20 protein-coding genes are annotated in these 18506 nt (G+C 40.7%); 7 read left to right on the top strand and 13 right to left on the bottom strand.

Translation table 11 applies throughout. The annotated features are described in order from the left end of the window. Positions 1 to 119 precede the first annotated feature (119 nt). Positions 120 to 707, top strand: a complete 588-nt coding sequence (locus F933_RS09750; protein ID WP_005060768.1) for a hypothetical protein — start codon at positions 120 to 122, stop codon at positions 705 to 707. Between the two features lie 74 nt (positions 708 to 781). Here F933_RS09750 and F933_RS09745 read toward each other — a convergent pair whose 3' ends face one another. The 11 genes from F933_RS09745 to F933_RS09695 form a co-directional block, all read right to left on the bottom strand. Continuing rightward, positions 782 to 1267, bottom strand: a complete 486-nt coding sequence (locus F933_RS09745; protein WP_005060766.1) for a DUF2846 domain-containing protein — start codon at positions 1265 to 1267, stop codon at positions 782 to 784. A 128-nt stretch (positions 1268 to 1395) separates the two neighbouring features. Beyond that, positions 1396 to 1815: a F0F1 ATP synthase subunit epsilon gene (locus tag F933_RS09740; RefSeq protein ID WP_005055573.1), complete on the bottom strand. Its 420-nt coding sequence runs from the start codon at positions 1813 to 1815 to the stop codon at positions 1396 to 1398. Positions 1816 to 1832: 17 nt separating this feature from the next. After that, entirely contained in the window at positions 1833 to 3227 is a 1395-nt protein-coding gene (atpD, locus tag F933_RS09735) for a F0F1 ATP synthase subunit beta (protein ID WP_004801985.1), read from the bottom strand. Positions 3228 to 3254: 27 nt separating this feature from the next. Continuing rightward, on the bottom strand, positions 3255 to 4124 hold the full coding sequence (atpG, locus tag F933_RS09730) for a F0F1 ATP synthase subunit gamma (protein WP_005055572.1): 870 nt from the start codon (positions 4122 to 4124) through the stop codon (positions 3255 to 3257). A 77-nt stretch (positions 4125 to 4201) separates the two neighbouring features. Continuing rightward, on the bottom strand, positions 4202 to 5746 hold the full coding sequence (gene atpA, locus F933_RS09725) for a F0F1 ATP synthase subunit alpha (protein ID WP_004656522.1): 1545 nt from the start codon (positions 5744 to 5746) through the stop codon (positions 4202 to 4204). A 42-nt stretch (positions 5747 to 5788) separates the two neighbouring features. Then, positions 5789 to 6325, bottom strand: coding sequence for a F0F1 ATP synthase subunit delta (locus tag F933_RS09720; protein ID WP_005055571.1), 537 nt, complete (start codon positions 6323 to 6325; stop codon positions 5789 to 5791). 11 nt (positions 6326 to 6336) lie between these two features. Continuing rightward, entirely contained in the window at positions 6337 to 6807 is a 471-nt protein-coding gene (locus F933_RS09715) for a F0F1 ATP synthase subunit B (protein WP_005055570.1), read from the bottom strand. A 39-nt stretch (positions 6808 to 6846) separates the two neighbouring features. After that, positions 6847 to 7092: a F0F1 ATP synthase subunit C gene (atpE, locus tag F933_RS09710; RefSeq protein ID WP_000424060.1), complete on the bottom strand. Its 246-nt coding sequence runs from the start codon at positions 7090 to 7092 to the stop codon at positions 6847 to 6849. Positions 7093 to 7174: 82 nt separating this feature from the next. Beyond that, on the bottom strand, positions 7175 to 8050 hold the full coding sequence (atpB, locus tag F933_RS09705; RefSeq protein WP_005055569.1) for a F0F1 ATP synthase subunit A: 876 nt from the start codon (positions 8048 to 8050) through the stop codon (positions 7175 to 7177). Positions 8051 to 8149: 99 nt separating this feature from the next. Further along, a complete protein-coding gene (locus F933_RS09700; RefSeq protein ID WP_005060761.1) occupies positions 8150 to 8548 on the bottom strand; it encodes an ATP synthase subunit I in 399 nt (132 codons plus the stop codon). Between the two features lie 170 nt (positions 8549 to 8718). Continuing rightward, entirely contained in the window at positions 8719 to 9558 is an 840-nt protein-coding gene (locus F933_RS09695) for a metal ABC transporter substrate-binding protein (protein ID WP_005060760.1), read from the bottom strand. Positions 9559 to 9870: 312 nt separating this feature from the next. Between F933_RS09695 and F933_RS09690 the strand changes: the two genes are divergently transcribed. From F933_RS09690 to znuB, 3 genes are read left to right on the top strand one after another with little or no spacing between them, the layout of a single operon-like run. Continuing rightward, on the top strand, positions 9871 to 10368 hold the full coding sequence (locus F933_RS09690) for a transcriptional repressor (protein WP_005055565.1): 498 nt from the start codon (positions 9871 to 9873) through the stop codon (positions 10366 to 10368). Beyond that, on the top strand, positions 10341 to 11129 hold the full coding sequence (gene znuC, locus F933_RS09685) for a zinc ABC transporter ATP-binding protein ZnuC (protein ID WP_034710702.1): 789 nt from the start codon (positions 10341 to 10343) through the stop codon (positions 11127 to 11129). The genes F933_RS09690 and znuC overlap by 28 nt, the downstream gene beginning before the upstream one ends. Positions 11130 to 11132: 3 nt before the next feature. Then, the gene (znuB, locus tag F933_RS09680) at positions 11133 to 11942 is read left to right on the top strand and encodes a zinc ABC transporter permease subunit ZnuB (protein WP_005060755.1); all 810 of its coding nucleotides are present in this window, start codon (positions 11133 to 11135) and stop codon (positions 11940 to 11942) included. On the opposite strand, the gene F933_RS09675 is transcribed toward znuB, so the two are convergent. Continuing rightward, complete coding sequence (locus tag F933_RS09675; protein WP_005060753.1) at positions 11939 to 12565, bottom strand: LysE family transporter; 627 nt, start codon at positions 12563 to 12565, stop codon at positions 11939 to 11941. The genes znuB and F933_RS09675 overlap by 4 nt on opposite strands. 158 nt (positions 12566 to 12723) lie before the next feature. Between F933_RS09675 and F933_RS09670 the strand changes: the two genes are divergently transcribed. Then, on the top strand, positions 12724 to 13644 hold the full coding sequence (locus tag F933_RS09670; protein ID WP_005060751.1) for a Dyp-type peroxidase: 921 nt from the start codon (positions 12724 to 12726) through the stop codon (positions 13642 to 13644). A 32-nt stretch (positions 13645 to 13676) separates the two neighbouring features. On the opposite strand, the gene F933_RS09665 is transcribed toward F933_RS09670, so the two are convergent. After that, positions 13677 to 15374, bottom strand: coding sequence for an NAD-dependent malic enzyme (locus F933_RS09665; protein WP_005060749.1), 1698 nt, complete (start codon positions 15372 to 15374; stop codon positions 13677 to 13679). Between the two features lie 515 nt (positions 15375 to 15889). On the opposite strand from F933_RS09665, the gene argS reads away from it, so the two are divergent. Next, a complete protein-coding gene (gene argS, locus F933_RS09660) occupies positions 15890 to 17689 on the top strand; it encodes an arginine--tRNA ligase (RefSeq protein WP_005060746.1) in 1800 nt (599 codons plus the stop codon). A 181-nt stretch (positions 17690 to 17870) separates the two neighbouring features. Next, entirely contained in the window at positions 17871 to 18476 is a 606-nt protein-coding gene (locus F933_RS09655) for an SPOR domain-containing protein (RefSeq protein ID WP_005055557.1), read from the top strand. Positions 18477 to 18506: the final 30 nt, after the last annotated feature.

The raw sequence follows: 18506 nt of genomic DNA, 5'->3' as shown, positions 1-18506 counted from the left end.
CCTAAATATTTCTAGCAATAGGCTAAAGCATTAGACTGTTGCTGAATTGCAAAAATCATTATTTTATTCATATTTTCCTATTATAGTGACGATCTTCTTGTAATTCGGTGCTGTTAATAATGATGGCAAAACTTTCTACTAAAGTTATTCTAACGGTATTTACATTTGTTACAGTCTTTACATTTGTGGGTTGTGACCAAGTCCCTCAAGAAAATGAACAAAACCAACAGAAGACCGAGAGTGAAAAGACAATTACAAATTCTGAAAACACTCAAACAATTTCTGAAAAAGTTCAAAACTTAAGTGATGGCAATATGCTCAATATTGCCTATGATATTGCAAAACTACAAATCGGAACTGATAACTATATAACCGCACTTAAGCAATCACAGCTCGATCTTCAACAAGCCATTCAAGACAAAAATATTCAAAGTTTAGACAGCGCGACTAATAATTTAAAGCAAGAATTGAATGGGCTTCGAGATATTTTGTTATCATTAAATTTGAAAAGCGGTGAAGTAGATCAAATTCGCCAAAGCTTATTAACTGCGAATCAGCAGCTGTTAAATATGCCATTGTTACAAGGACAAGTTGATCTTTCAAAAATTGATTTTGCTCAAGTTGAAAAACAACTTAATACCATCCAAATGGACATGGTAAAGCTAGCGACATTATTATTGGGAAATAATGCAGATTCAAACACTTAGCACAATCTTCCTTTTCATGCTAAGTGTTAATCTTCGTACTAAATAATCAAAAAATATCTAAGGATGGTTTTTTATTATTTTTTATCAAGTGTGATTGTTTGCTTACTGCATTTACCAGACTGTGCAAGTTGATATTGAGCTATAGCTTTTCTACCAGTCTGCTCATCGACTTGTTTTAGATTTGCTCCACCCGCTAATACACCAGGTTTAATGTATTGTTGGATAAAATATTGTTTACCGGCTTCAGTCATAAGTTCTAAATGATTTGGAGAAAATTCAGACTCTGTAGAAACTGTATGCTTCTGATTGCCGGAAACTTCTTTTAAAAAGAATGTTCCACGAGCCGTTTCTCCGAGGCAATCACCATCAATCCATACATCTTTTTTAAGTGCAGCGCCAACCACACTATTTGAACGATATACATAAACTGCTGCTTGGCCTTCAGAAGGTGCTGTTAAGTTCTTGGCTTGCTCATTCAGTTGGTTATTTGCTGTTGGTACTGATGCACACCCTACAAAAGCCATAGCGATAAAGAATGGAAGACTTTTTATCATTTTCATGATGATTTTCTCTTTGGACTAATAATTCTAAATTAAGATTTGTAATTTATAGCAAATTTATAATTATTCAAGATGCCTAAAAATAAAAAAGCCACCTTACGGTGGCTTTCTCAATCTTGAATCTACAATTACATTGCACGATTCTTGATTTTACGGATCGTTTCAAGCTGAGCAGCAGTTTCTGCAAGCGCAGCAAGAGCAGCAGCAGAGTCCAAATCACTTTTTTGATTTGCTAACAATTGTTCAGCTTGTTTACGAGCTTCCATAATTGCCGCTTCATCCAAGTTGTCAGCGCGAATTGCAGTATCTGCAAGCACAGTCACAACGTGAGGTTGAACTTCTAACACACCGCCTGATACATAGACAATTTCTTCTGTACCATTTTCCAACTGAACACGAATCGGTCCTGGTTGGAGTAACGTAACAAGTGGAGCATGTCCTGGTAAAATACCAAGCTCGCCACCCGCACCTTTAGCGATTAACATCGTCACTGTACCAGAGTAAATTGACTCTTTAACACTTACGACGTCACATTGCATAGTCGCCATGAGATGATCTCCTCGAATTAGAGTTTCTCAGCTTTAGCAATCACTTCGTCAATACCACCAACCATATAGAACGCTTGTTCTGGGATGTGATCGTATTCACCAGCTAATAGACCTTTAAAGCCACGAATCGTTTCTTTAAGTGGTACTAATTTACCAGGCGCGCCAGTAAATACTTCAGCTACGTGGAACGGTTGAGAGAAGAAACGTTGGATTTTACGCGCACGGTAAACAACCAATTTATCTTCTTCAGCTAACTCGTCCATACCCAAGATTGCGATGATGTCTTTAAGCTCTTTATAACGTTGCAATACGTTCTGTACAGAACGTGCAATTTCATAATGCTCAGCACCAACAACCAATGGATCTAACTGACGTGAAGTTGAGTCAAGTGGATCGATCGCTGGATAAATACCAGAAGATGCGATGTCACGGCTCAATACAACTGTTGCATCTAAGTGAGCAAATGTTGTCGCAGGCGATGGATCTGTTAAGTCATCGGCAGGTACGTATACTGCTTGGATCGAAGTGATCGAACCAGACTTAGTAGACGTAATACGCTCTTGAAGAACACCCATTTCTTCTGCAAGTGTCGGTTGGTAACCTACTGCAGATGGCATACGACCTAACAATGCTGATACTTCAGTACCCGCAAGTGTATAACGGTAGATGTTGTCGACGAATAATAATACGTCACGACCTTTACCATTTTCGTCTTTTTGATCACGGAAATATTCAGCCATGGTCAAACCAGTTAACGCTACGCGTAAACGGTTACCTGGTGGCTCATTCATCTGACCGTAGACCATTGCTACTTTGTCAAGAACGTTAGAATCTTTCATTTCGTGATAGAAGTCGTTACCTTCACGAGTACGCTCACCAACACCAGCAAACACAGATAAACCTGAGTGTGCTTTCGCGATGTTGTTGATCAACTCCATCATGTTAACGGTTTTACCAACACCAGCACCACCGAATAAACCAACTTTACCACCTTTCGCAAACGGGCAAAGTAAGTCGATGACTTTAATACCAGTTTCTAAAAGATCAGTAGAAGCTGCTTGTTCAGCATAAGAAGGTGCTTGACGGTGAATTGGCAAACGCTCTTCAGTCGCTACAGGACCTGCTTCATCAATTGGGCGACCCAAAACGTCCATAATACGACCAAGCGTAGCTGGGCCAACTGGAACAGAAATCGGTGCGCCTGTGCTAGTCACGTTAAGACCGCGTTTAAGTCCTTCAGTAGAACCCATTGCGATAGTACGAACTACACCATCACCAAGCTGTTGCTGAACTTCCAAAGTCGTTTCAGTACCATCAACTTGGAGAGCTTCATAGATCTTAGGAACGCTATTACGTTCAAACTCGACGTCGATAACCGCGCCGATGATCTGAATGATACGACCGCTACTCATTGCTGTCTCCTCAATTCAAAAATAATGTTAAACGGCAGCGGCACCACCAACGATCTCGGAAATTTCCTGAGTAATCGCGGCTTGACGCAGCTTGTTATAAATGAGTTGTAGGCTCTTGATGAGATCGCCTGCATTGTCAGTCGCTGCTTTCATAGCGACCATACGAGCTGACTGCTCACATGCAACGTTCTCAATCACACCTTGATAAACCATAGACTCGATATAGCGAACCAACAAACCATTTAACAATACTTCTGCTTCTGGTTCGTAGATATAGTCCCAACCATAAGTACGGTTGAGGTCATCGCCTTCTTCTGCTGGTGCTAAAGGAACAAGTTGTTCTACTTTAGGCTGTTGGGTCATCGCATTGATGAAGCCATTTGATACGAGATAGATTCGATCTAGTTCGCCTTTATCAAATGCATCAAGCATGACCTGTACTGAACCCGTCAACTGTTCCAGACTTGGCGCATCGCCAAGCTGAGTGGTTGCACCAAGCACTTTACCGCCGTAATTCTTAAAAAACGAAACCGCTTTTTGACCAATCAAAGCAAATTCAACTTCAATTGACTGCTCACGTTGTGCTTTGACATGCTGCACAACTTTCTTGAACAAGTTAATGTTCAATCCACCTGCCAAACCACGATCTGAAGACACCACGATATAACCGATGCGCTTAACAGGGCGATCAACCATATAACGATGTTTGTATTCAGGATTCGCTTGTACCAAGTGAGCAATTACACGGCGCATATTATCGGCATACGGACGGCCCTGAGCCATGCGCTCTTGCGCACGACGCATTTTAGAAGCAGCTACCATTTGCATCGCGCGAGTAATCTTTTGCGTGCTCTTGATACTAGCTACTTTGGCGCGAATTTCTTTTAAATTTGCCATACGCTTAACCTAGTATTCGAAAGCCCTTTCGAGCTTCCGAAGGTTGATCCGTGAACCAAACTTAACTAAATCTAAACTTAGTAAGTTTGAGTCGCTTTGAAGCTCTCAATACCTGCTTTGAATGCTGCTTCGATGTCTTTGTTGTAATCACCAGTTTCATCGATCTGTTGCATTAACGCAGCATGTTCTGAACGGAAGTAAGAGATTAACGCAGCATCAAAGTCTACGATTTTCTTCACTTCTACGTCAGCCATATAGCCTTCGTTAGATGCATATACAGAAACAGCTTGGTCAGCAATTGAGTATGGAGCATATTGTTTCTGCTTCATTAACTCAGTTACACGTTGACCATGCTCAAGTTGCTTACGCGTTGCTTCATCAAGATCAGAAGCAAACTGAGCAAACGCAGCCAATTCACGGTATTGTGCTAAAGCAGTACGGATACCACCAGACAATTTTTTGATGATCTTCGTTTGAGCAGAACCACCAACACGCGATACAGAGATACCCGCGTTCACCGCAGGACGAATACCTGCGTTGAATAATGATGTTTCTAAGAAGATCTGACCGTCAGTAATCGAAATTACGTTGGTTGGTACGAATGCAGATACGTCACCCGCTTGAGTTTCAATGATCGGCAATGCAGTTAAAGAACCAGTTTGACCAGTTACTGCACCGTTCGTGAATTTCTCAACATAATCTGCTGAAACGCGAGAAGCACGTTCAAGAAGACGCGAGTGAAGATAGAATACGTCACCTGGATACGCTTCACGACCTGGCGGACGACGTAATAACAATGAAATTTGACGGTAAGCAACAGCTTGCTTAGACAAATCATCATAAATAATTAACGCGTCTTCACCGCGATCACGGAAGTATTCGCCCATTGTACAACCAGAATACGGAGCTAAATACTGCATTGCTGCAGGATCAGCTGCCGCAGCTGCGACAACAGTTGTATACGCCATAGCGCCAGTTTCTTCTAGCTTACGTACAACGTTTGCAATTGTTGATTGTTTTTGACCAATCGCAACGTATACACATTTAATGCCAGAGTTTTTCTGAGCGATGATCGCATCGATCGCCATTGCTGTTTTACCAGTTTGACGGTCACCAATGATCAACTCACGCTGGCCACGACCTACAGGGATCATGGTATCAACTGATTTATAACCAGTTTGAACAGGTTCGTCGACCGATTGACGCCAAATTACGCCTGGTGCTACTTTTTCAACAGCATCAGTTAATTTCGCATCAATTGGGCCTTTACCATCAATTGGATTACCCAAAGCATCTACGACACGGCCAAGAAGTTCAGGACCAACCGGAACTTCTAATACACGACCTGTACAACGAGCTTTTTGACCTTCTTGAAGGCTTAGGTAGTTACCTAAAACAACGGCACCCACTGAATCCTGTTCTAGGTTCAGTGCCATACCAAATAAGCCGCCGTCGAATTCGATCATTTCACCGTACATTGCATCTGCAAGACCGTGAATACGCACGATACCGTCAGATACCATGACGATAGTACCTTCATTCTTCGCGGTCGCGCTGGTGTCCAGATCGCCGATACGCTGTTTAATGAGCGCACTGATCTCGGATGGATTCAGTTGTTGCATTGCGCTATTCCTCAATCTTTTTTAAGTTCAGTCTTATTGCTATTACGCAAGAAGACGAGTCCGCATTTTTTCAAGCTTGTTAAGCGCAGAGTCATCTATCACTTGGTCGCCTGCATGAATCACAACACCCGCGATTAACGCTGGATTAACGCTAACAGTCACATGAACGGTTCTGTTAAAACGTTTTTCAAGCGCGTGAGCTAAAATATGCTCTTGTTTCGCATCAATTGGAAAAGCAGATTCGATCTGAACTTCCAATGTGTTGTTGTTCTGCGATTTAAGTAATTCATATTCTGCTGCGATTTCAGGCAATAAAACCAAGCGATCATTATCTGCAAGCAATGTCAAAAAATTAGACACTGATTGAGTTTGATCTTCACCTAAAACCTTTGCAAAAAGACCTACTTGTTCCGCAGGAGTCAGCTCAGGGCGATTTAAATAAGCGGAAAATGCTTCGTCTTGCACCGCAGCACTGAGCACTTGTAACGCATTCGACCAATTGTCAGTTGCACCTTGCTCAGAAGCGTAAGCAAATGCTGCTTTGGCGTACGGGCGTGCTAACGTCAAGAGTTCAGCCATATTCGCCTCGCTTAAAGTTTAGCAGCCAGCTGATTCAGCATGGCATTATGAGCTTCTGCATCAACTTGTTGGTTCAGAATTTTCTCTGCGCCAGCAACTGCCAAGGCAGCAACTTGTTGACGTAATTCTTCGCGAGCAGCATTGATATCTTGATCAACAGTTTCTTTCGCCTGTTGACGGATACGCTCACCTTCAGCCGAAGCTTGGGTACGCGCTTCTTCTACCAATTGCGCTGCACGACGATTCGCTTGTTCGATCAATTGAGCCGCTTGTGCTTTTGCTGCATCTAATTCTGCCTTAACTTGTGCTTGCGCATCAGCAAGGTCAGCTTTTGCTTTTTCAGCAGCATTTAAGCCATCAGCGATTTTACGCTGACGCTCACTAATCGCATTGATTAGTGGTGGCCAAACAAACTTCATGCAGAATGCGACAAAAATCGCAAATGCAATCGCTTGACCGAACAATGTGAGGTTGATATTCATTTCGCTATTCCTCAATATGTGGATTTAGGAATTAAGCTATTAACCTACAAATGGATTAGCGAAGATGAAGAACAAGCCAATACCAACACCGATCATAGGCACAGCATCAAGAAGACCCGCAATTAAGAACATACGAGTTTGAAGTTGTGGAGCCAATTCTGGTTGACGAGCAACAGCTTCTAAGAAGCGGCCACCTAAAAGACCGAAGCCAATCGCAGTACCTAAAGCACCGAAAGCGATCAAGATAGCAGATGCAATTGCAACTAGACCTAAAGTGAGTTCCATGAAAAATTCCTCAGAGGTTAGGTTATTACCAAATTAAACTAAAATTTAAGCCCAACCATCAGGTGACAGTCAGGCAATACCATTAATGCTTTTCGCTTGCCATGCTCAAGTAAACGATGGTCAGCATCATGAAGATAAATGCTTGCAGCGTGATTACAAGAATGTGGAAGATAGCCCAAGGCACAGATAACGCCCACTGGATCCAGAACGGTAATAACGCGATCAAGATGAAGATTAACTCACCCGCATACATGTTACCGAACAGTCGTAGAGCCAACGAAACTGGACGAGCAAGAAAAGTTACTAATTCCAAAATTAAGTTCACTGGAATCAATAACGCTTTTGCAAATTTGTTACTTGGGTTAAATGGGTTAAGTGCCAATTCACCAACGAAACCGCCGATGCCTTTCTCACGAATACTATAGAACAAGATCAGTGCAAATACTGACAAAGACATACCTAAGGTAATGTTTGGATCAGTAGATGGTACAACCTTGAAGTAAACGTGGTGAGGATCCATACCAAACACGCTTGCACCAATTTGTTGAGCTAGATATGGAATCCAGTCAACAGGTATTAAGTCCATTGCGTTCATGAGGAAAATCCACACGAAAATGGTTAATGCCAATGGCGCAATTAAGCGTGATTTGCCGTGGAAAGTATCACGTACACTTGAGTCTACAAATTCGATGATCATTTCAATCGCTGATTGGAATTTAGTTGGAACACCTGCATTTGCAGCTTTCGCAACTGTCCAAAACAACAAACAGAAAATTACACCAAGTCCGATAGACCAACCCATTGAATCCAAGTGAATTGCAGTGAACCCCATCGATTGAGCTTCTTCAGCAGTCTCAGCCAACTTCCATGTTCCATCTGGCATTTTGCCATAGGTCATATTAGTTAAGTGATGCTTGATGTACTCGGTCGAAGTCAGGGCATGTTCTTCAGCAGCCATAAATCACACCTGGTCAATGTCAATCATTAAAAAGAAGTAAAACGAATCATGCGTACTGCAATAATCTCGCCCCTACTCCCAAAAATCTAAAATGTGTTTTTATACTCGTTTTTGTAGACGTGACACCCAAAATGGCGCGACCCACGACATCGCTTGAACGAGGATAAATCCACCAAACAACGCAACCGGTGACAGCGGTTTAACATTGCTCAAAATTAATATAAATCCTACGATTACTATCGCAAACTTACCGAGCATACCTCGATACATATTTAGCATGACTTGTTTTGATGCTCTTGCGCCTGCCGTTCTAAACGACTGCCAAGCAAAATAACAATGTGCTAACCAACATACCAAAGCCCCAAGCGCGGCACTCAAAGCAGCAGTCGTATCTTTAAGACCCCATGCAATCAATGTTGCAACAGGAATCATACTTGCTTGTAAGAAGACCAAAGCTTTTGCTAATCGTCGGTCAATCAAGCGACTAGTTTGGCTCATTTTTTATCCACTTACAGCGTAACTGCTTGACAAGTTTTATTGATGATCGTTTCGAATCGATCGCATTATAGAGTTACACCCCTGAACATGCAATCTTTTCTCGACTTAAGTCTGCTTTTTTCACTAGCATATTTACTGACGATAGAGTCAATTGATTTTTATTTTTTTCATCATTTTTGAGCACTTAATACGCATTTATCGGTTTTTGAAGCCAATTTTTTCCAAGCTGAGATAAAACTATCTTCTCCACGCATACTTTCATCTACCGACTCAAAGATGACAGGGTTCAACTTTTGATATTGACTTTTACTTGCTGAAGTTTCAGCCAATAAACACATTTCTATTTTAGGACGATTATCATTTAAGTATTTAATTTGAGCGGCTGTTGGCGGAATATGTGGATCATTTGTTAAGGCCCCCGCAAATTTTAAATTCAGCGCTCGCTCTAAATATTGATAGGCATCATGAAAAGACCAATACGGCTTACTTTTATTGGAACTGTCATACTGCTGCGAAGCTTGCAACATCTGCTGAGAGAAGTTTTTTGCATTGGCCAAGTATTTAGTTTTGTTTTCAGGATATTGCTGAGAACGTAGAGTGGCAATGAAAAATGCAATACGCACAGCATTATTCGGATCTAACCAAACATGGCTATCTATAGTATTTGCTAATGCTGCACCGCGCAAACTTCTTTGTGGCAATACGGTTAGTATTCCTGAATCCAACAAAGCAATCGCTTTTCGGTTTTGGTGTAATAATTTATCTAAAGGTGCTTCGTGCGCCTTTCCTAACCAGATCACTAAACTGGCATCTTGAATTAGCTTACGGTGTGCAGGTGTAAGTTGTACATCGTGCCCTGTTTGATCATTCAACAAAAGGACTGGCTCTTCAACGCCAGCGGTAACTTCTTTAGCAATTAAGTAAATTGGATGTGTTGACACCACTAAGCTTTGAGTCCACCCCCATGTACTGAACATCGAAAAGAAAACAAAGATAAAAAGGCGCAACATTTCAATATTACTCAGCAGAATTAAGCATGTTATAATATAACAAAAGTTAAAAAATACCTATGCCTATTTTTGCTGCATGTACCGATGTACTTCTACAGCAACTATATATAGATAGTTATCGTTTAATTGCATGTTATTATAGACAGTCTATTGATTGTGAAAAAATCACTCTTCGTTGAAAGTATCTTAGTAGATATCAGTGTGGCTTGCTCGATTCAGATCTTCTGAAAAAGCAAACATCAAATATTCGATTAAGCGACTTAAACTCAGCAGAAGCATCAATAGATCCTACAAAAACAATGAGGTCAACTTATGAGTTCTTGTTCACATGAACATGATAATGCTTTACATGGCGTTCACGGTCATCACGATATTAAAACGCGACTCGCAGAAGCAGAGATATTATGCACTGCGGTTGGCGCTCGTCTGACTCCTTTACGCAAAGAAGTACTTGAACTCATTTTGAATGCATCCGCACCGATGGGTGCTTATGACTTGTTGGCTAAAATCAAAGGTCAAGCTGATCGCCCTGCTGCACCACCTACGGTTTATCGAACCTTAGATTTTTTATTAGAAAAGGGCTTAATCCATCGATTAACTTCGATTAATGCCTACATTCCCTGTTGTCACCCACGTGAAGGTCATCAGGCTGCATTTTTGATTTGTACTGAATGCCATTCTGTGAAAGAAGCTTCTGCACAAGGACTCATTCAACAACTTGATCAGTTGGCTGCGTCTGATCAGTTCTTAGCGCAACACAGTATTATTGAAATTTCTGGAAAATGTCATCAGTGCAACGCACGCCAATGAGTTCCGCGCTTATTCGACTCGAAAATATTTCAGTCCAACGTGACGAAAGAGATATTTTAAGAAATGTTGATTTTGCTTTAGACGCAAAAGAAATCGTCACGCTTATTGGTCCTAATGGTGCTGGTAAATCGACATTAATAAAAATCTTATTAGGTATCATGTCGCCCAATAAAGGAACAGTGCATTTTTCTAAGAAATTAAAAATGGCGTATGTTCCACAGAAATTTAACCCTTCTGCCAGCCTACCTTTACGTGTGCAAGATTTATTAGATTTAGAAATTTGTACAGCCACGCTACGCGAAGAAATTATTCGAGATACTGGTATTCAAAAGCTGCAATCATCAAAAGTACAACAGCTATCAGGTGGTGAACGGCAACGGGTGCTATTAGCACGTGCTTTGCTACGTCAACCAGATATTTTGGTACTGGATGAGCCGATGCAAGGCTTAGATATTCAATCCGAAGCTGAACTGTATGAATATGTACGCAGTTTGCCTGAACGTTATGGATGTGCAGTCCTCATGGTCTCGCATGACTTACAATGGGTGATGCAGGGCACACATCGTGTGGTCTGTCTCAACAAACATATTTGTTGCAGTGGCTTACCTGAAAGCATCCAACAACATCCAGAGTATCAAGCGATCTTTGGTACTCAACGCATGTTCTATCAACATCATCATAACCACTGCGGTCATAGTGATCATGCCGAACCATGCACACATGATCCTCGCCCTCATATTCATCCAGAACCAAAGGTCTAAGCCATGATGGAATGGTTACAACTACTATTACCCGCTTGGATGATGGGAACATTGTTAGTTTTTCTCACTGCTCCACTAGGCTGTTTAATGCTGTGGCGTCGCATGTCTTTTTTTGCTGACACGATGGCACATGGTACGTTACTAGGTGTCGCGATTGCAGGTATTTTGCACTTACCGCTTTGGTTAGGTGTCGGTTGTTTGGCGGCATTATTGGTTGCAATCTTATGGATTTTGCATGATTCTCGATTGCCAAATGATGCTTTATTAGCGTTATGTTCAGCAACTCTGCTTTGTAGTGGCTTACTACTTATTCAACAGCTTCCGAGTTTAAGACCAGAATTATTAAGTTATCTTTTTGGAGACTTACTCAGTATTGAGTGGGCTGATTTACCGCTATTTGCAATTGTTATCGCAGCAGCATTAGTCGTGCTTTATCGCTCATGGTCTGCCCAAATTCAGATCGCGATTGATCCGGATATTGCGATGAGTGAAGGTGTAAATGCTCATTGGCAGCGTTTGATTTTCATGTTGTTATTGGCACTCTTTACAGTCCTTGCTCTACGTGCAGTTGGCTCATTACTGATGGGCGCATTATTGGTTATTCCTGCATTGAGTGCACGCTTGCTTGCTAACTCACCTAAGCAAATGGTGATTTGGGCCTTTATTCTCGCTCAAATTGGAGTAACAGTTGGCTTATGGTCTAGCGCTGCTCTCGATATTGCCACAGGTTTGAGTATCGTTTTGTGCATGTCTCTTTGTTTCGCATTCATCTTCATGGCGCAAAAATTAAAAAGTCGATCGCAATCTGTTTAGCTTGATTGCTGTATTGCACTCAGCAATAGCGCAGCACAACTAAACATTACCGCAAAGCCTCGATTCAAATACTTTTGCTGCCGAGGCGAGCGTAATAATCTCAGTACTTTTGAAGCTAAACCTGTATAAGCAGCCATCACGATCAGATCAATCGTCACCATCGTTATCGCCATGATCAAATATTGTAATGCTTGAGGTCGAGATAAATCTAAAAATTGCGGCAACACCGCTAATAAAAAAACAATCGCTTTGGGATTACTCATGTTCACCACAAAGCCATGAAACACTAAAGTGAGCGCTGATTTATTCTTCTGTTCATGTTCAATTTGAATAGTTTTAATAGGCGCAGTCCATTGTTGATAAGCTAAATACATAAGATAAGCCACCCCGAACCACTTCACGATTTGAAAAGCGAGTGGTGTTGTCGCAAAAAGCACTCCCACTCCTGCTGCCACAATCAAAATTTGAATCAAAAGTGCAATTTGTAATCCTAACGCATTCCAATAACCATGCCTAAAACCATAGTTTAAGCCACTGGACATCGAGGCAATAGCACCTGCGCCAGGCGAAACACTAATCGCCCAGCATGCCAACATAAAAGCAAACCAAACCTGAAAAGACATAATAAACAAGCACAATAAAAGTTGAATTATACCGTTTTATTTAAGTCTAATCTTAAATATTTCATTCAATAAAATGAGCAAATAAACTATTAAGCCATGCTTAGATCAGGCACAATCATTTCTTTTTAAATTTTTAAAAAATAACTCAGGAGACTTTAATGACTGCGCAATCTGTCATTCTTCCATTACCCTCTGATCATGCACGTTTTATTGTTCTTCGTTTAAAAGATTTAACTATTTCTGAATTAAAGCAACAAATTGCAGCATTACTCTCCACGCGTGATCGCTTAATCACCCAACACCCCAATGACCAAATTAAAACTGCGATTGCTTTTGGTCCTGAACTTTGGTCGCAACTCTACACTGAAACACCCACAGGTTTTAAACAACTGAATCCAGAGCAAGGCGCATTTAATATGCCTGTGGAACCAGCAGATGTTTTTATTCACATCGCCAGTGCTCGGGCCGATATTTGTTTTGCGATGAGCCAAGCTTTCTTCACAGGCATCCAAACTAAAGTTGAGGTACTGGATGAGCGCCCATGTTTTAGATTTTTTGACGGTCGCGATATGACAGGATTTATTGATGGCACTGAAAACCCACAGTTTCCAGATGATCGTGCTGAAACCGCCTTACTGCCTGAAGATGCAGAAGCTTTTGCCGATGGAAGCTTCATTTTTGCTCAGCGCTATATTCATGATTTAGCAAAATGGCAACAACTGAAAGTCGATGCTCAAGAACAAGTTTTTGGTCGAACTAAACTTGAATCCATTGAGTTAGATGATGATATTAAACCCCAAAATGCACATATTGCACGTACAGTCATCGAAGATGAAGATGGTGAAGAGATGGAAATCTTGCGTCACAGCCTACCTTACGGCGATGGTAAAGGAGAACAAGGATTATTTTTTGTCGCTTATACCAACAACCTAAGTATTATTGATGCCATGCTGCAACGCATGTTCGGCACATCAGGGGATGGTATCCATGATCGCCTCTTACATTTCACCACCGCAATTGATGGCGCTTATTATTTTGCACCAAGTGATGAACTATTAGAAGAAATTTTGGATGCATAAAAAAGGAGCTTTAAGCTCCTTTTTTCATTTCATTAGAATGGAATACGTTTATATTTTCGATAAGCCGGCTGCCAGAATGATTCTTCAATCTTCCGTTGCAATAAATCATCACTGATATTGACTGCAACACCATCCAATATTGCTGCTTGAGCAACTGCTAATGCAATAATTTTGGATACTTGTTGAATCTCACCCAAAGACGGAAGCAAATCTGCTTCAGGATCTTGCAATAAAGGTGAGCAATCTGCCAATGCCCGACTCGAAGCCATCAACATATTTTCAGTAATGCGGGTTGCTCCACTTGCCACAACGCCCAAACCAATACCAGGGAAAATATAAGAGTTATTGCATTGAGCGATATTATAAAGTTTCGCTTGATAATTCACTGGAGCAAATGGACTACCTGTTGCAATTAAAGCACGCCCCTCTGTCCACTCAATGATGTCTGCTGGCACAGCTTCTACACGAGATGTTGGATTGGAAAGTGGCATCACGATTGGACGCTCACAATGTGCAGCCATGGTCTTGATAATTTCTTCAGTAAACAAACCCGGCTGTCCTGAAACACCAATTAAAACCGTTGGCTTGGCATTTTTCACAACATCTAATAATGAAATGATATTGTCGATACTCGCCCAAGGATCAACAACTTCTGCTTTTTGAGCAAGCTTACGCTGGAAATCGAGTAAATTCGGCTGATTTTCCGTAATTAATCCAAAACGATCCACCATATAGACACGAGCACGTGCTTCAGCATCAGTCAAACCTTCTGCCACCATTTGCGCAATAATCTGTTCAGCAATACCACAACCGGCTGAACCTGCACCTAAAAATGCGACGGTTTGATCTTTTAATTGTTTGCCTGCCGCTTTACTTGCTGCAATCAAACTGCCTACGGAAACCGCAGCTGTACCTTGAATATCATCATTAAAGCAGCAAATTTTATCGCGATACTTCTCTAAAAGCGGCATTGCATTTTTTTGTGCAAAGTCTTCAAATTGAATTAATGCTTTTGGCCAACGGCGTTTAATTGCCTCAATGACCTTATCAACAAAAGCATAATATTCATCACCATTGATACGTGGCTGACGCCATCCCATATAAATTGGATCATTTAATAATTGTTGATTATTGGTACCAACATCAATGGTAATTGGCAGCGTGTAAGCGGGACTAATACCACCACAAGCCGTATATAAAGACAGTTTACCAATTGGGATTCCCATCCCTCCGATGCCTTGATCACCTAAACCTAAAATACGTTCACCATCGGTGATCACGATTACTTTTACATTGTTTTTATTCACATTTTGTAAAATATCATCAATAAAATCTTGATCTGGATAAGAAATAAAAATACCACGATGACGACGATAAATATCAGAGAAACGTTGACATGCCTCACCTACCGTCGGTGTATAAATCACAGGCATCATTTCTTCTAAATGATCTTCGATTAAATGATAAAACAAAGTTTCATTGGTATCTTGAATATTTCGAAGATAGATATGCTTATTAATATCATCATTAAAAGCACGGAATTGTTGATACGAACGCTGACTTTGTTCTTCTATCGTTTCGATAATATGAGGAAGTAAACCGTGTAAATTAAAATTAGTTCGCTCTTCTTCCGTAAAAGCAGAACCTTTATTTAATAGTGGTAATTCTAATAACGTGTAACCAGCATAAGGGATGTAAAGAGGGTGTTTACTATGATTTCCTGATGTCATTGCCTATCTCATTTTCCAGCTAAGAGTCGAAGGAAATTCATTGCGAATTCTCCTAGAACTCAGTGTGCCTATTAGCTTAATACTATTTTCTATAAAAATGATATTTTAAAAAGTGATGCCAATCTCCAACAGTATTTAATAAATATATACACTGTTGATAATTTACAAAATTAATATATTTTTCATATTCATATCAATATAATTATATTTTACATCCAGAAAATAGAAACTGATTTAGATTAATTCTGCCGCACTTAAGCCATTTTTTAAATAAATGATCGAACTGTTTTGTGAAATACTGCTATCAATAGCATTTACCTTACTTTAGTCTTATTCGATCGCCCTTTGATTGATTCATAACATTAGCCCAAAATCATAATATCGCTCTTAGTCATCGGAAAAAGCTACAGATGACATCTAACTAAATTTATATATTCTCATGTACAAATCACTCCCCTAAACTGAGTGAAATTTGCTATATTTAACGTTTTTCCGCGACATTTATTTCGGTAACTATGAATACGGCAATACAAGCAGCTCTTGATCATGCGGTGCAATCCCTTCAACAACAAGGGATCCTTCCTTCAGATTTTACCAATACGAGCCATTTAACCCGTACTAAAGACCGAAGTCACGGAGACTTTGCTTCAAATATTGCCATGATCGGCTCTAAAGCTGCTGGCATGAAACCTCGTGATCTTGCTGAGAAAATCTTAGCTGCGCTGCCAGAAGTGATTGATATCAGCAAAGCTGAAATTGCAGGTCCTGGTTTTATTAACTTCTTTTTAAATGCAGATCAGCGCTTCGTCGTTCTTGATCAAATTCAAGCACAAAAAGATCAATACGGTCGTAGCCAAGCAAATGCAGCAAAGAAAATCCAAGTTGAATTTGTATCTGCCAACCCAACGTCTAGCTTACATGTTGGACATGGTCGTGGTGCAGCCTACGGTATGACTGTTGCGAACTTACTTGAAGCAACAGGCGCAAAAGTTGATCGTGAATACTATGTAAACGATGCTGGTCGTCAAATGGACATTTTGGCAACCTCAACCTATTTGCGCTACTTAGAACTCACAGGACAAACATTAGTTTTCCCTAAAAATGCGTATCAAGGCGACTACGTTAAAGAAATTGCACAAAGCATTATAGATAAACATGGTGAAACACTGGTTCGTCCAGTCGCTGACATCTACAAAGATGTACCCGAAGATGTTCAATACGCAGAAGAACTCGATGCTGATGGCAACAAAGTCGTACTTTCTGGGGATAAAGAAAAACATATCGATGGCTTAATTGCCAACTCACAACAACATTTAGGCGAAGGCTATCGCGTTTTTCATCAAACCGCATTACATGCAATTTTAGATGATATTAAAGACGACCTTGCTGACTTTGGTGTAACCTTTGACAAATGGTTTAGCGAAGCATCTCTCGCTGAAAAAATTGATGAAGCGCTTACAACTTTAGATCAACGTGGCTTCCTTTACGAAAAAGATGGCAATATCTGGTTTAAATCGACTGAATTTGGTGATGAAAAAGACCGTGTTGTGAAACGTCGTAACGGTCAAACCACTTATTTTGCATCCGACATTGCCTATCACCTGAATAAACTACAACGTGGTTATACTGACCTAATTGATATTTGGGGTTCAGATCACCACGGTTATATCTCGCGTGTGAAAGCGGCAATCGATGCTATGGGCTATGACTCGAAGAAACTGACTGTACTTTTAGTTCAGTTCGTGAGCTTGTGGCGTGGTGGCGAGATGGTACAAATGTCATCTCGTTCAGGTCAGTTCGTGACTTTACGCGACCTACGTAAAGAAGTCGGTAATGACGCAGCACGCTTCTACTATGTAATGCGTAAATCTGAACAACACATCGACTTTGATTTAGACCTTGCAGTTTCACAAAGTAAAGATAATGCCGTGTATTACATTCAATATGCGCATGCGCGTGTCAACAGTATTGTGAACCGTGCCAAAGAGAAAGGCATTGCATTTGACGTCGCATCTGCACGCCAAGTTGCTAACCTGTTAGCATTGGATACTGAAACAGAAATTCTAGCTAAATTAGCAGCTTATCCTGAAATTGTAATTCGTGCTGCAAATGTCTGTGAACCGCATCAAATTGGTAACTACTTGAAAGATCTTGCTGCGTTATTTCATGGATGGTATGCACAAGATGGCGTTAAATTTGTTGATGAAGCTAATATCCCTTTATCTCAAGCACGTTTATTACTTTCAATTAACGTACAGCAAGTTTTACGTAATGGTTTAGACTTACTAGGTGTATCAGCACCTGAGTCAATGTAATACATCACCTAGGCCCTTGTGTCATATTTGGCTATATAGCAGTCAAGATGCAAAGAAAGGTTTGAAACCACTCAAGTTGCTACATTTTATATCGTAAACAAAGCATTATTTTACACATAATGCTTTGTTTCTCAGAAGATTCAAGTTACAAATAGCATAATAGGATCAAGAGGAATTTCAGGTGTTTGGAAAAACGCAACGTGGTGTATCTGAACGACCAAACAAGCCGCAAAAACCGCTTATTCCAAAGTGGCTAGGCATGCTTGTCGCAATTCTAGCGATCCTGTGTGTAGGCGTGATGCTCATGCTTTGGCAACCTTGGCAGCCTGTTCCTGCCAAGAATCAAGTTCCATCGGAACATTATCAAGAAGAAGATACCAACAAAGATTATCGCTTCTATGATTTATTGCCTCAACAGCAAGTGACCCCAATTCCTGAACAAGCTGTTCCTGAAACCAAACAACAGGGCAATGTGGTCATTATCGAATCGCCAAAACCAGAAACGACAACAGAAGATCCAGCTGTTATCGGTTCTTCTGAACAAACAGCTCCTGCGCCAGCAACGTATATTTTACAAGTACGAAGTTATCCTGATCCTGATAGTGCCGATGCACGTCGTGCAGAAATTATTCTGAATGGATTATCTGCTGATGTGGTGAAAAGTGTTGAAAATGGGCAAACTTGGTATCGTGTTTTCTCAGGACCGTATGATAGCCAAGATGCTGCCCTTGCAGCGCAGCAAACCTTACAACATAGTGGTATTGATTCAATTGTGATTAAACGTTAAAAAATTGTATTGATAATAAAAAGGAACGAT

The sequence above is a fragment of the Acinetobacter beijerinckii CIP 110307 genome (assembly GCF_000369005.1).
In the GTDB taxonomy this organism is placed as follows: Bacteria; Pseudomonadota; Gammaproteobacteria; order Pseudomonadales; family Moraxellaceae; genus Acinetobacter; species Acinetobacter beijerinckii.
The sequence above is the reverse complement of the archived record's forward strand: the minus strand, read 5'-3'. Positions and strand labels throughout refer to the sequence as shown.

Excerpts from the sequence above, each read along its gene's own strand:
- atpB (WP_005055569.1), bottom strand. The coding sequence starts at position 8,050 with ATGGCTGCTGAAGAACATGCCCTGACTTCGACCGAGTACATCAAGCAT.
- atpD (WP_004801985.1), bottom strand. The coding sequence starts at position 3,227 with ATGAGTAGCGGTCGTATCATTCAGATCATCGGCGCGGTTATCGACGTC.
- F933_RS09740 (WP_005055573.1), bottom strand. The coding sequence starts at position 1,815 with ATGGCGACTATGCAATGTGACGTCGTAAGTGTTAAAGAGTCAATTTAC.
- atpA (WP_004656522.1), bottom strand. The coding sequence starts at position 5,746 with ATGCAACAACTGAATCCATCCGAGATCAGTGCGCTCATTAAACAGCGT.
- F933_RS09690 (WP_005055565.1), top strand. The coding sequence starts at position 9,871 with ATGAGTTCTTGTTCACATGAACATGATAATGCTTTACATGGCGTTCAC.
- znuC (WP_034710702.1), top strand. The coding sequence starts at position 10,341 with ATGTCATCAGTGCAACGCACGCCAATGAGTTCCGCGCTTATTCGACTC.
- F933_RS09670 (WP_005060751.1), top strand. The coding sequence starts at position 12,724 with ATGACTGCGCAATCTGTCATTCTTCCATTACCCTCTGATCATGCACGT.
- F933_RS09750 (WP_005060768.1), top strand. The coding sequence starts at position 120 with ATGATGGCAAAACTTTCTACTAAAGTTATTCTAACGGTATTTACATTT.
- atpE (WP_000424060.1), bottom strand. The coding sequence starts at position 7,092 with ATGGAACTCACTTTAGGTCTAGTTGCAATTGCATCTGCTATCTTGATC.
- znuB (WP_005060755.1), top strand. The coding sequence starts at position 11,133 with ATGATGGAATGGTTACAACTACTATTACCCGCTTGGATGATGGGAACA.
- F933_RS09665 (WP_005060749.1), bottom strand. The coding sequence starts at position 15,374 with ATGACATCAGGAAATCATAGTAAACACCCTCTTTACATCCCTTATGCT.
- F933_RS09715 (WP_005055570.1), bottom strand. The coding sequence starts at position 6,807 with ATGAATATCAACCTCACATTGTTCGGTCAAGCGATTGCATTTGCGATT.
- F933_RS09695 (WP_005060760.1), bottom strand. The coding sequence starts at position 9,558 with ATGTTGCGCCTTTTTATCTTTGTTTTCTTTTCGATGTTCAGTACATGG.
- F933_RS09675 (WP_005060753.1), bottom strand. The coding sequence starts at position 12,565 with ATGTCTTTTCAGGTTTGGTTTGCTTTTATGTTGGCATGCTGGGCGATT.
- F933_RS09745 (WP_005060766.1), bottom strand. The coding sequence starts at position 1,267 with ATGAAAATGATAAAAAGTCTTCCATTCTTTATCGCTATGGCTTTTGTA.
- F933_RS09700 (WP_005060761.1), bottom strand. The coding sequence starts at position 8,548 with ATGAGCCAAACTAGTCGCTTGATTGACCGACGATTAGCAAAAGCTTTG.
- argS (WP_005060746.1), top strand. The coding sequence starts at position 15,890 with ATGAATACGGCAATACAAGCAGCTCTTGATCATGCGGTGCAATCCCTT.
- atpG (WP_005055572.1), bottom strand. The coding sequence starts at position 4,124 with ATGGCAAATTTAAAAGAAATTCGCGCCAAAGTAGCTAGTATCAAGAGC.
- F933_RS09720 (WP_005055571.1), bottom strand. The coding sequence starts at position 6,325 with ATGGCTGAACTCTTGACGTTAGCACGCCCGTACGCCAAAGCAGCATTT.